Annotated in this window: 7 protein-coding genes; 6 read left to right on the forward strand and 1 reads right to left on the reverse strand. The window is 64.7% G+C overall.

What is annotated here, in order from left to right:
* Positions 1-158 precede the first annotated feature (158 nt).
* The 6 genes from ISP20_RS20890 to ISP20_RS20915 all read left to right on the forward strand — a co-directional run bounded on the left by ISP20_RS20890 (position 159) and on the right by ISP20_RS20915 (position 10853).
* Positions 159-3395 (forward strand): efflux RND transporter permease subunit, encoded by a 3237-nt coding sequence (locus ISP20_RS20890; protein ID WP_204638156.1) that lies wholly within the window; start codon positions 159-161, stop codon positions 3393-3395.
* Positions 3396-3509: 114 nt separating this feature from the next.
* Positions 3510-4025, forward strand: coding sequence for an SLOG cluster 4 domain-containing protein (locus tag ISP20_RS20895; RefSeq protein WP_239536244.1), 516 nt, complete (start codon positions 3510-3512; stop codon positions 4023-4025).
* A gap of 231 nt (positions 4026-4256) precedes the next feature.
* Entirely contained in the window at positions 4257-7385 is a 3129-nt protein-coding gene (locus ISP20_RS20900) for an efflux RND transporter permease subunit (RefSeq protein WP_204638157.1), read from the forward strand.
* A gap of 111 nt (positions 7386-7496) precedes the next feature.
* Positions 7497-7796, forward strand: coding sequence for a LysM peptidoglycan-binding domain-containing protein (locus ISP20_RS20905; RefSeq protein WP_204638158.1), 300 nt, complete (start codon positions 7497-7499; stop codon positions 7794-7796).
* Positions 7797-7810: 14 nt separating this feature from the next.
* The gene (locus tag ISP20_RS20910) at positions 7811-8290 is read left to right on the forward strand and encodes a hypothetical protein (protein ID WP_204638159.1); all 480 of its coding nucleotides are present in this window, start codon (positions 7811-7813) and stop codon (positions 8288-8290) included.
* Positions 8291-8621: 331 nt separating this feature from the next.
* Positions 8622-10853, forward strand: coding sequence for an NADP-dependent isocitrate dehydrogenase (locus ISP20_RS20915; RefSeq protein ID WP_204638160.1), 2232 nt, complete (start codon positions 8622-8624; stop codon positions 10851-10853).
* An 80-nt stretch (positions 10854-10933) separates the two neighbouring features.
* On the opposite strand, the gene ISP20_RS20920 is transcribed toward ISP20_RS20915, so the two are convergent.
* Positions 10934-13006: a reprolysin-like metallopeptidase gene (locus ISP20_RS20920; protein WP_204638161.1), complete on the reverse strand. Its 2073-nt coding sequence runs from the start codon at positions 13004-13006 to the stop codon at positions 10934-10936.
* Positions 13007-13104: the final 98 nt, after the last annotated feature.

Consider the following 13104-nt stretch of genomic DNA (forward strand, 5'->3'; position numbering starts at 1 on the left):
GGATGAGTGGAGCGCGCGCGACGACCGGGCTGCTCGCCACGCATCGAGTGGGCAGACAGGCATGAACTTGCGCCCTCGCGACTCGTCCCCGACCCCTCCATCAACGACACGGGGCGCCGCAGGACAGGCGCCCGCCACACACATCGACGGCTGACCCCATGGGCTTCTCCACACTCTTCATTCGCCGACCGATCGCCACCTCGCTGTTGATGGTGGCGGTGCTGTTGCTCGGCATCCTCGGCTACCGCGAGCTGCCGGTGTCGGCGCTGCCGGAAATCGACGCGCCCAGCCTGGTCGTGACCACGCAGTACCCGGGCGCCAGCGCATCGACCATGGCGTCCCTGGTCACCACGCCGCTGGAGCGCAACTTCGGCCAGATCTCCGGCCTTTCGATGATGACCTCCGATTCGTCGGCGGGTCTCTCGACCATCGTGCTGCAGTTCGCGATGGACCGTGACATCGACATCGCGGCGCAGGACGTGCAGGCGGCCATCAACCAGGCGCGCGGCACCTTGCCGAGCACGCTGCCGTATCCGCCCGTCTACAACCGCGTGAATCCGGCCGACGCGCCGATCATCACGCTCAAGCTCACCTCCGACAGCCTGCCGCTGCGCGACGTAAACAATTACGCCGACTCGATCCTGGCGCAGAAGCTCTCGCAGGTGCAGGGCGTGGGCCTGGTGTCGATTGCCGGCAACGTGCGTCCGGCCGTGCGCGTGCAGGTGAATCCGTCGCAGCTGGCGAACCTCGGCCTCACCATGGAGGACGTGCGCAGCGCGCTCACCGAGGCCAACGTGAACGCGCCCAAGGGCACGCTCAACGGCGCCACGCAGTCCTACAGCATCGGTACCAACGATCAGCTAGCCACGGCAGCCGAGTACCAGAGCACCATCATCGCGTACAAGAACAACGCGCCGGTGCGCCTGTCCGACGTCGCCAGCGTGGTCGACGGCGTGGAGAACGACCAGCTCGCCGCGTGGGCCAATGGCAAGCCGGCGGTGCTGCTCGACATCCGCCGCCAGCCGGGCGCCAACATCGTGCAGACGGTGGAGCAGATCCGCAGCATCCTGCCGCAGCTGCAGGCGGTGTTGCCGGCGGACGTCCATCTGGATGTGTTCGCCGACCGCACCATCACCATCCGCGCCTCGGTGGAGGACGTGCAGTTCACCCTGATCCTCACCATCTTCCTGGTGGTGGCGGTGATCTTCGTGTTCCTGCGGCGCCTGTGGGCCACCATCATTCCGTCGGTGGCGGTGCCGCTGTCGCTGATGGGCACGTTCGGCGTGATGGCCTTCACCGGCATGTCGCTGGACAACCTTTCGCTGATGGCGCTCACCGTCGCCACCGGCTTCGTGGTGGACGATGCGATCGTGATGATCGAGAACATCGTGCGCTACATCGAACAGGGCAAGGACGGCAAGGAAGCCGCCGAGATCGGCGCAAGGGAAATCGGCTTCACCGTGTTGTCGCTGACCGTGTCGCTGATCGCGGTGTTCCTGCCGCTGCTGCTGATGCCGGGCGTCACCGGCCGCCTGTTCCACGAATTCGCCTGGGTGCTGACCATCGCGGTGGCCATCTCGATGCTGGTGTCGTTGACGCTGACGCCGATGATGTGCGCCTACCTGCTCAAGCCCGATGCGTTGCCCGAAGGCGACGATGCGCACGAGCGCCACGCCGCCGCCGGCAAGAAGACCTGGTGGACGCGCCTGGTCAACGTGTACGAGAGCTCGCTCGACTGGGTGCTCGGCCACCAGCGTTTCACCATGCTGATCGCCGCGGCCACCGTGGTGTTCACCGTGTTCCTGTACATCGTGATCCCCAAGGGCCTGTTGCCCGAGCAGGACACGGGCCTGGTCACCGGCGTGGTGCAGGCCGACCAGAACGTGGCGTTCCCGCAGATGGAAGTGCGCACCAAGGCCGTGGCCGATGCATTGCGCCGCGACAAGGCGGTGACCGGCGTGGCCGCGTTCATCGGTGCGGGTTCGATCAATCCCACGCTCAACCAGGGCCAGCTCAGCATCGTGCTGAAGGATCGCGGCGATCGCGACGGCCTCGACGAAGTGCTGGCGCGCCTGCAGAAGGAAGCCGCCGGCATTCCGGGCGTGGCGCTGTACCTCAAGCCGGTGCAGGACGTCACGCTGGATAGCCGCGTGTCGGCCACCGAGTACCAGTACTCGATGTCCGATGTGAACGCGACCGAGCTTTCCGGTTATGCCACGCAGATGACGCAGGCGCTGCGCGAACTGCCCGAACTGGCCGACGTGGACAACAACCTCGCCGACCAGGGCAGCTCGCTCAAGTTGACCATCGACCGCGAGAAGGCAAGCCGGCTCGGCGTGCCGGTGCAGACCATCGACGACACGCTGTACGACTCGTTCGGCCAGCGCCAGATCTCCACTATCTTCACCCAGCTCAACCAGTACCGCGTGGTGCTCGAAGTGGCGCCGCAGTTCCGCTCCAGCACCGCGCTGCTCAACCAGCTAACGGTGAAGAGCAACGGCAGCGGCGCACTGACCGGCAGCAACGCCACCGCGTTCGGCCAGGTCGCTTCGAGCAATTCGTCCACCAGCACGGGTCTGGGCGTGGCCAACACCGGCGTGATCATCGGCGGCGGCGGCACCATTCCGCTGGCCTCGCTGGCCACGGCCGAAGTCACCACCGCGCCGCTGGTGGTCAGCCATCAGCAGCAGCTGCCGGCGGTGACCGTGTCGTTCAACCTCGCGCCGGGCTATTCGCTGTCCGAGGCGGTGGAGGCGATTCGCGGTGTCGAGCAGAAGCTCAACTTCCCGCCGCAGGTGCGTGGGCAGTTCATCGGCAAGGCGGCGGAGTTCTCCACCTCGCTGACCAACGAAGTGCTGTTGCTGATCGCTTCCATCGTGGTGATCTACATCGTGCTGGGCGTGTTGTACGAGAGCTACATCCACCCGCTGACGATCATCTCCACGCTGCCGCCGGCGGGTGTCGGTGCGTTGCTGGCGCTGATCCTGTGCGACATGAGCCTGTCGGTGGACGGCATCGTGGGCATCGTGCTGTTGATCGGTATCGTGAAGAAGAACGCGATCATGATGATCGACTTCGCGATCGAGGCGCAGCGCGAAGGCATGAAGCCGCACGAGGCGATCCGTCGCGCGTGTCTGCTGCGTTTCCGCCCGATCATGATGACCACCGCCGCGGCCATGCTCGGTGCCTTGCCGCTGGCCTTGGGCAACGGCATCGGCGCGGAGCTGCGCCGTCCGCTGGGCGTCTCCATCGTCGGCGGCCTGCTGCTCTCGCAGCTGGTGACGCTGTACACCACGCCGGTGATCTACCTGTACATGGAGCGCTTCTCCGATTGGCTGCGCGTGCGTCGCGAACGCCGTGCGCTGCTGCGCGCGGAAACGCGGGGCGCCATGTAATGGCAGCAGGCACGATCCGGCCGGTACCGGGTCGGCGGCCACGAAGATCGAGGGGCGCGCCATGATGGCGCGCCCCTTTTCATTTTCCGACTTCCACATCACCGGAGTGAAGGCATGAGCATGTCGAGAAAGCCGCAAGTCTGCGTATTGGGTAGCGCCGAGCCGGGCTCGAAGGCGTATGAGCTGGCTGGTCAGGCCGGCGAGTTGTTGGCGAAATCAGGCATCACCGTGGTCAGCGGTTGCGGCAGTCCGGCCACGCGGCATGCCGCTCAGCGAGCCATCGACGCAGGCGGTCTGGTCGTGAGCATCCTTCCCGCCGACGCGATGCCGGCCGAGGATTGGCCCGCCAGCGTCGTCATTCCCTGTGGCATGGGCGATGCGCGCAACCTGTTGATGGCATTGGCGGGCGACGCCTGCCTGGTGATCGGCGGCCGCGCCGGCACGATCTCCGAAGTGTGCCTGGCCTGGCTGCATCATCGACCGTTGCTGCCGCTGACGGGTTGCGGCGGTTGGTCGGACGGGCTGTTGCAGAATCCGCCGGACGAGCGCGGCAACTCGCCAATCCTGCCGTGGGATTCCATTGCCACGCTGGACGCGCAGCTGCAGTCGCTGAACCTAGTACGCATTTAGACGTCTAAGAGACGAATTGTTCTTCATCGTGTCTCCTGGCCCCGCCATCATCGGAAATGATGGCGAGGAAAGGGTCTGCGCGTCGCAAAACCTCATCAACCAAACCGGCCGTCATGCGTTCTTGCGTCAATGTGCGGTATATACGTACCTTCGTGCGTGCGTCTCTTGAGTGGCGCGCGGCTTCTTTGAATACCTTCGCGCCCCGCGCGTTGCTCCTGGCTTCCTGACGGCATGAACATTTCCGGCCCCTTCATTCGCCGCCCGATCGGTACCTCGCTGCTTGCCATGGGCGTCTTCGCGGTGGGCCTGATCTGCTACGTGCTGCTGGGCGTGGCCGCGCTGCCGAACATGCAGTTCCCGGTGATCTTCGTGCAGGCCAGCCAGGCCGGCGCGAGCGCCAACACCATGGCCTCCACCGTGGCCGCTCCGCTGGAGCGCCACCTCGGCCAGGTGCCCGGCATCGACACCATGCGCTCGTCCAGTTCGCTGGGCAGCACGCAGGTGTTCCTGATGTTCGAGGCGGGGCGCAACCTGGACTCCGCGGCGCGCGACGTGCAGGCGGCGATCAATGCCGCGCAGTCGGACCTGCCCAGCGGCCTCAACGCGCCACCGAGCTACCAGAAGGCCAACCCCAACGACGATCCGATCATCGCGTTCGCGCTCACCTCGGAAACGCAGTCGGCACGCGAGCTCTACGACATCGCCGATTCGCTGCTCGCGCAGCGCATCCGCCAGCTCGACGGCGTGTCGGAAGTGGACATCCTCGGTGCCGCGACGCCGGCCATCCGCGTCGACGTCAACCTGCGCCAGCTCAATGCGCTGGGCCTGTCGCCCGACCAGCTGCGCAATGCGCTTACCGCCGCCAACGTCACCTCGCCGCAGGGCTTCCTGTCCGACGGCAAGACCACCATGGCGGTGACCGCCAACGATTCGCTGCATAGCGCGGCCGACTTCGCCAACCTGGTGATCGCTTCCAACAACGGTACGCCGGTGCGCCTCTCCGACGTGGCCAAGGTGTACGACGGTTTGCAGGACGCGTATCAGGCCGCGTGGTTCCAGGGCAAGCCGGCGATCCTGATGTACGTGTATCGCCAGTCGACCGCCAACATCATCGGCACGGTGGATCGCGTGAAGGCCGCCGTGCCGCTGTTGCGCGACTACCTGCAGCCCGGCACCACGCTCACGCCGTACTTCGACGGTACGCCGACCATCCGCGCGTCGCTGCATGAAGTGCAGGCCACGCTGCTGATCAGCCTGCTGATGGTGATGCTGACCATGGCGGTGTTCCTGCGCCGCCTCGCACCCACGCTGATCGCCACCGCCGCGGTGCCGCTGTCGCTCGCCGGTGCCGCGATGGTGATGTACGTGCTCGGCTTCACCCTCAACAACCTCACCCTGCTGGCGCTGGTGATTGCCATCGGCTTCGTGGTGGACGATGCGATCGTGGTGATCGAGAACATCGTGCGCCATATCGACCAGGGCATGACGCGCATGGAAGCTGCGCTGGCGGGCGCCAAGGAGATCGGCTTCACCATCGTCTCGATCACCGCCTCGCTGGTGGCGGTGTTCCTGCCGCTATTGTTCATGAGCGGCATCACGGGACTGTTCTTCAAGGAATTCACCATCACGCTGGTGGCGGCGATCATCGTCTCGGCGCTGGTCTCGCTCACCCTCACCACCTCGCTGTGCGGGCAATTCCTCAGCGGCCATGAGCAGGACAAGCCGACTACGCGCATCGGCAAGGCGCTGGAAGGTTTCCAGGCCGGCATGCTGGGCGTGTATTCGCGCTGCCTGAAGTTCTCGATCAAGCACGCGCTGGCGTTCTCGCTGACGCCGCTGGTGTTGATCGTCGTCACCATCTTCTTGTTCAGCCAGGTGAAGACCGGCCTGTTCCCGCAGCAGGACACGGGGCTTATCCGCGGACGTGCGACCTCGGGTGCCACGGTGTCGTTCCAGGATGCGGTGAGCCGCCAGCAACGCCTGATCGACATGCTGAAGAAGGATCACGACGTGGCGCGCGTCGGTTCGCGCCTGGGCAGCAGCCGCCAGGGCGCGTCGGGCACGTTCGACATCGAATTGAAGACGCACGCGCAGGGCCGCAAGGACGACACCTTCGCCGTGCTGGCGCGATTGAGCGCCAAGGCGGCGCGCTATCCCGATCTCAATGTGCGCTTGCGTCCGATCCAGGATCTGCCCAGCTTCGGCGGTGGCGGCACCAGCCAGGGCGCGCAATACCAGGTCTCGTTGCAGGGCGACGACCCGCAGGAATTGACGCTGTGGTTGCCCAAGCTGGTCGCCGAGCTGAAGAAGAACCCCAAGCTCAAGGACGTGGGCAGCGACGTGGACGACGCCGGCCTGCAGCAGAACATCGTGATCGACCGCGACAAGGCGGCGCGCCTGGGCGTAGGCATCGGCACCATCGATGGCGCGCTCTACAACGCGTTCGGCCAGCGCCAGATCAGTACCATCTATTCCGATCTCAACCAATACAAAGTGGTGGTGAACGCGTTGCCGAATCAAACGGCCACGCCGGCTGCGATCAATTCGGTCTACGTTTCCAGCAACAGCGGCAAGATGGTGCCGCTCACCGCATTCGCGCACCAGGAACCCGGCCTGGCGCCGACCCAGATCTCGCACGAAAACCAGTACACCGTGATGAGCATGAGCTTCAACCTCGCCCCCGGCGTGAGCATGGGCGAAGCGTTGGAGATCATCCAGCAGACCGGTGCGCAGATGCGCCTGCCGGGCGACATCCGCATCAACATCGGCGGCGATTTCCGCCGCTTCCAGCAGTCGCAGAGCGGCATGCTGTGGCTGCTGCTCGGCGCGGTCATCACCGTCTACATCGTGCTGGGCATGTTGTACGAGAGCCTGATCCATCCGGTGACGATTCTCTCCACGCTGCCGGCGGCGGGCGTGGGCGCGTTGCTGGCGCTGTGGTACACCGATACCGAGCTGTCGGTGATCGCGCAGATCGCGCTCGTGTTACTGATCGGCATCGTCAAGAAGAACGCGATCATGATGATCGACTTCGCCCTGGTGTCCCGACGCGAGCATGGGCTGAGTCCGGCCGATGCCGCCTACGAGGCGAGCATGGTGCGTTTCCGTCCGATCATGATGACCACCATGGTGGCCATTCTCGCCGCGGTGCCCATCGCGGTGGGCCTGGGCGAAGGCTCCGATCTGCGCCGCCCGCTGGGTATCGCGCTGATCGGCGGCCTGCTGATCTCGCAATCCCTGACCCTGCTGAGCACGCCGGCGCTGTATGTCATTTTCTCCTGCCTGTCCGACCGCTGGAGCAGCTGGCGCGCCCGCCGCCGAGCCTTCCATCGTACCCAGCAGGCGCTGTCACGGTCGTGATGGGCGCCCTGCGGTAGCGGAAAAGTCGTTGAAACCGGCCGTTACGATCACAGCTCGTTAACCCTGCCGCCGGTAACACTGGTCGCTCCTTTTGGGATGGAGGAGCGTTCGATGGGCAACGAAACGAACAAGCCTGATTTCTCAAACGTCAAAAGCACCGTCCAATCCACGGCGCCCGATGCACCCAAGGCCGATTTCAGCAACGTGCAGAGCGAGGTCGTCTCGACCGCTCCCGACGCGCCCGCCGAGACCTACACGGTCCAGTCCGGCGACAACCTGTCCAAGATCGCCAAGCATTTCTACGGAAACGCCAATGCGTGGCAGCAGATCTTCGACGCCAATCGCGACCAGCTGAGCAACCCTGACCGGATCAAGCCGGGTCAGGTCCTGAAGATTCCGGCCAAGGCCTGATAGGAGGACAACGCATGAAGCTCAACCGCATTTCCACCGTGATGGTATTCGCGCTGGCAGCCAGCCTCGCCCTCGCCGCCTGCGGCAAGAAGGAAGAAGCCGCCACGCCCGCCACGCCCGCCGCGGACGCCACCCCGCCGCCGGCAGCCGCAGCGCCGACGGCCCCTGCAGCCGTCAGCGTTGCCTCCATCGACCTGGGCAATGCCGTCGGTGCGGACCAGAAGGTCACCACCGCGACCAGCAGCTTCACCCCGATGGATCCGATCTATGCCGCGGTGAGCACCAGCGGCAGCGGCACCGCGACCATCGGTGCCAAATGGACCTACCAGGACGGCCAGACGGTGAAGGAGGACAGCAAGTCCATCGCACCGACGGGCCCTGCCACCACCTCGTTCCAGATCAGCAAGCCGGACGGCTGGCCGGCGGGCAATTACAAGGTGGAGATCTCGTTGAACGGACAGCCCGCGGGGAGCAAGGACTTCTCGGTGAAGTAAGGCTGCGGGCCGTGAGGCAAACGAAGGGCGCGGCGATGCCGCGCCCTTTTCTTGTCGGCAATCGGCCATACGTAAGCGTACGTCGCGCCTGGCTACTGGTTTTCGCCGGCCAGTGTCCCCATGGTTGAAGGCTTCGTGCCGCGAGGCGCGGACCCTTGGCAACTTTTCCCGCTTCGGTGAAAACGCGACAATGGGAAGATTTCGCGGGCATCGTCCGACTGGCTCAGCCAGGCCGGGCGTCACAAGAACTGCGGGTGTCCCGCCAGGCGGCCCTGGGCCGGTGGCGTGCATCCATCCTGAACTGCCGTTGCAAGAGAGGCTCTAGCAGACCATGTCGAACACGCCAAAGATCATCTACACGCTCACCGACGAAGCCCCGTACCTGGCCACGCATTCGCTGCTGCCGATCATCAAGGCCTTCACCGCCACCGCCGGCATCCAGGTGGAAACGCGCGACATCTCGCTGGCCGGCCGCATCATCGCCCAGTTCCCGGACATCCTCCCGGACAACCAGAAGATCGCCGACGATCTGACCGAACTCGGCCAGCTGGCGACCACGCCGGACGCCAACATCATCAAGCTCCCCAACATCAGCGCCTCGATGCCGCAGCTGAAAAGCGCGATCAAGGAACTGCAGAGCCAGGGCTATGCGCTGCCGGACTACCCGGAAGATCCCAAGGACGTCAGCGAGTGGAACGTCAAGGCGCGCTACGACAAGGTCAAGGGCAGCGCCGTGAACCCCGTGCTGCGCGAAGGCAACTCCGATCGCCGCGCCCCGCTCTCGGTGAAGAACTACGCCCGCAAGCATCCGCACAAGATGGGTGCGTGGAGCAAGGATTCGAAGACCCACGTCTCCCACATGGACGGCGGCGACTTCTACGGCAGCGAGAAGTCGACGGTGGTGGAGAAAGCCACCAACGTGAAGATCGAGTGGTTCGGCAAGGACGGCTCGAGCACCGTGCTGAAGGAAAAGACGGCGCTGAAGGACGGCGAGATCATCGACGTCGCCGTGATGAGCAAGAAGGCCCTTACCAGTTTCATCGACGCACAGATCGAAGACGCCAAGAAACAAGGCGTGCTGTTCTCGCTGCATCTGAAGGCCACCATGATGAAGGTCTCCGACCCCATCATGTTCGGTTTTGCCGTCAACGAGTTCTACAAGGATGTGCTGGGCAAGCACGCCGACACGCTCAAGGGCGTGGGCTTCGAACCGAACAATGGCATCGGTGATTTGTACGCGCGCCTCGGCCAGCTGCCGCAGCCGAAGCAGGACGAAATCCTCGCCGACATCAAGGCCGAATACGCCAAGCGCCCGGCGCTGGCCATGGTCAACTCGGACAAGGGCATCACCAACCTGCACGTGCCCAGCGACGTCATCATCGACGCCTCGATGCCGGCGATGATCCGCGACTCCGGCAAGATGTGGAACACCGAAGGCAAGCTGCAGGACACCAAGGCGGTGATCCCCGATCGCAGCTACGCCGGCGTGTACGCGGTCGTCATCGACGACTGCAAGGCGAACGGCGCATTCGATCCGGCCACCATGGGCAGCGTGCCCAACGTGGGCCTGATGGCGCAGGCTGCCGAGGAGTACGGCTCGCACGACAAGACCTTCGAGATCGCCGGCGATGGCGTGGTGAAGGTGATCGACGAGTCCGGCAAGGTGCTGCTGGAGCAGCCGGTGGAAGCGGGCGACATCTGGCGCATGTGCCAGACCAAGGACGCGCCGATCCAGGATTGGGTGAAGCTCGCCGTCTCGCGCGCACGCCTGTCCAACACGCCGGCCGTGTTCTGGCTCGATGCGAACCGCGCGCATGATGCGCAGGTGATCAAGAAGGTCGAGCGGTACCTGAAGGATCACGATCTGTCGGGCCTCGACATCCGCGTGCTGTCGCCGGTCGACGCCACCAAATTCTCGCTCGAGCGCATCCGCAAGGGCCAGGACACCATCTCGGTGACCGGCAACGTGCTGCGCGATTACCTCACCGACCTGTTCCCGATCATGGAGCTGGGCACCAGCGCCAAGATGCTCTCCATCGTGCCGCTGATGGCCGGCGGCGGCCTGTTCGAGACGGGTGCCGGCGGTTCGGCGCCCAAGCACGTGCAGCAGTTCGTGGAAGAGGACTATCTGCGCTGGGATTCGCTGGGCGAATTCCTCGCCATTGCCGCCTCGCTGGAACATCTCGCCAACCGCTACGACAACGCCGATGCCCGCGTGCTGGCCAAGACGCTGGACGAAGCGAACGGCAAGATCCTCGACAACAACAAATCGCCGGCACGCAAGGTCGGTGAACTCGACAACCGTGGCAGCCACTTCTACCTCGCCATGTACTGGGCGCAGGCGCTCGCCGCGCAGAACGACGATGCCAAGCTCAAGGCAAAGTTCGAGCCGATCGCCAAGGCGCTGACCGAGAACGAGGCCAAGATCATCGGCGAACTCAACGGTGCGCAGGGCAAGGCCGTCGACATCAAGGGTTACTACCACGCGAACGTCGAGCTCATCACCAAGGCCATGCGCCCGAGCAAGACCTTCAACGACGCGCTGGCGCCGTTGCAGGGCTGAGTCGGCCGTCGCCCAGGCAACACGACAGAGGGGCGCCCTCGGCGCCCTTCTGCTTTTCGCGCAACGCAGCTATCCGGCGGTCAACGCGACAGGTTGAGGTTGACCGGCGACACCGCAAAGAACACGTTGTTGCTGCAGCTCACCCGTATGCGCGCCTTGGTGCTGACCGTATTGGCTGGCAGCTTGATCTTCGCGCTTCCCGTATTGGGTACGACGCGCGCCAAGGCCGCAGTGCCCCACGTATAGCCGCCATCGAGCGAGAGTCCCACGTCGACCTTGGGACAGGCGATGGGCGCCTTGTCCGTCTTGGCGACATTCCAGGTCACGGTCTGTTCGGAGCCGCTCTTCCAGGTGACGGCCGTCTTCGGTGCGGTGACGGCGAAGGCGCTGCCAGTGTCGAGCACATTGAGGTAGATATTCCCGGTCGCGGTATGGGGGCCGGTGTTGGCTGTGCCCGAGCGCAATGCATTGTCGCGCACCGTGAGGTGGAAGCTGAGCTGGCGCGTGGTCGCCGGATACACCTGCCCATTGCCCAATGGCTCATTGCCAAGTACGGCCGCCAGGCTGGGGAACGTCTGCTCGATGCTGGCGTGTGGTTTGAAAGAGCGAAAGATGGGGCTACGTCCGTCGTCCTTCAGTTTGCCGGCTTGTGCGGGGCCAAAGTCGAACTGCTCCCAGGTGTAGGTCAGCTTGCTCGCGTTGTTGGAGGTGACGGCCGCCGTCAGCGCGAAGGGAGTACGCGCGGGCAGGGTGTAGCGGGAGCGTCCGGCCGAAGAACTGAAGATATCGGGTGGCAGCAGCGATTCCGGCGCGATCCACGGTGCCGCACCGAGGTTCAGCTTGCGCTTTGCACATACGCCGCCCGCCCCGGCCATCCAGTCCTGAATCGAATCGATGCTGCTGCCGTTGAAGTACGGATCGCTGTGCGGCTGATAGGAGAAGACGCCGCCGATGACGCCGGCGTAGCCCATCACCGTCGAACCCTCGCCCGGCTCGACCGCCTTGTCGGGCAGCGTGCTCTGCTGCGCATTGTGCGTGTGATACGAACCGAACGAATGGCCCAGCTCGTGCGCGACGAAGTCGACCGCGAATGCATCGCCCACGGGATTGGTGCGTCCCGTGCTGCCATAGGCTTTCACTTCGTCATCGCAGGTGCTGGCGATCCAGGCCATGCCGCCGCCACCCTCGCCCGCCACCACGTGGCCGACATCGAAGTTCGCGTTGCCGATGACCTGAGCCAGGTTCGTCACGTTCTCTTCGTTGATGCCTTCGCCGCCGGGTTCAAGCTCCGCATAGGGGTCGTTTGCGGGCGCGGTGTAGATGATCTTGTCCGCATCGGCGATCAGCGTGAAATGCACGCCCAGGTCATTCTCATAGACCTCGTTGAGGCGATTGACCATGGTGGCGATCGCCGCCAAACCATCGGCCACCGTGCCGCCGAAGCTTTCCGTATAAGTGCTGGTGGCAGCCATCGCCAAACGGTAGTCGTACATCACCGAGCCGCCGGCGCGTGATTCTGGCGTTTTGGAAGCCGCCACGTAGGGCCGCATGGCACTGCGGTTGAGCATGCCCGACGGATAGCCCTGCTCGTTGAACGGCGCCGATGCGGAAAGATCCGCACGGCGAAAACTCCAGTACTCGTCCCCGCGGTCGCTGGCCCGGATGGCTTTGCCGGACAACTGCACCGCCGGCTGCACGATCCAGGCGCCGCCGTCGTCGCCATAAACCATGGCCTGCAAACCGTAAGGCGTGATGTCGAGACGTACGTGGCGCCCCTTTTCGTCGACGCCCTTGTAGCTCCTCAGTTGCGGATAGCGACTGGCAAGCGCGGCGGGCAGCACATTCGATTCGCTCAAGGTGAAGTAGGTGACGCCGCCTTCGGGCAGGGGCAGAGCCAGGTTATTGCTGCGGCCCTGCCGGATCGACGTTGCAGCAGCGCCGAGCTCGGTCTTCAATGCGCCAAGATCGAGTACGACGGCCCGGTATCTTGCGGGCGCCACGGCGGCGGCTGTCTTGGCGGCCAGGTTGGTGGGCGTGCGGTCTTTCCAGAATGCTGCTGTATCGGCCGCCTGGGCGCGGTCCGCGGCGATGGTGCCGAGGCTTGCGGCAATGAGAATTGCAAGGATTCGTTGGTGGTTCGGGTAGCGACGCATAATTCCTCCATGAATTGAAACCAGTCGAGGTTTCGCGACGAACGGAGCGAAACGATGTGCACTCCGGCCATCGCGCCTCGCGCCCAATCTCTGGCGTA

Origin of the sequence: Dyella kyungheensis (genome assembly GCF_016905005.1) — a bacterium.
Classification (GTDB): Bacteria; Pseudomonadota; Gammaproteobacteria; order Xanthomonadales; family Rhodanobacteraceae; genus Dyella; species Dyella kyungheensis.

Bases quoted from the DNA above. Each gene is read 5' to 3' on its own strand.
- ISP20_RS20890 (WP_204638156.1), top strand. From the start codon at position 159: ATGGGCTTCTCCACACTCTTCATTCGCCGACCGATCGCCACCTCGCTG.
- ISP20_RS20895 (WP_239536244.1), top strand. From the start codon at position 3,510: ATGAGCATGTCGAGAAAGCCGCAAGTCTGCGTATTGGGTAGCGCCGAG.
- ISP20_RS20900 (WP_204638157.1), top strand. From the start codon at position 4,257: ATGAACATTTCCGGCCCCTTCATTCGCCGCCCGATCGGTACCTCGCTG.
- ISP20_RS20905 (WP_204638158.1), top strand. From the start codon at position 7,497: ATGGGCAACGAAACGAACAAGCCTGATTTCTCAAACGTCAAAAGCACC.
- ISP20_RS20910 (WP_204638159.1), top strand. From the start codon at position 7,811: ATGAAGCTCAACCGCATTTCCACCGTGATGGTATTCGCGCTGGCAGCC.
- ISP20_RS20915 (WP_204638160.1), top strand. From the start codon at position 8,622: ATGTCGAACACGCCAAAGATCATCTACACGCTCACCGACGAAGCCCCG.
- ISP20_RS20920 (WP_204638161.1), bottom strand. From the start codon at position 13,006: ATGCGTCGCTACCCGAACCACCAACGAATCCTTGCAATTCTCATTGCC.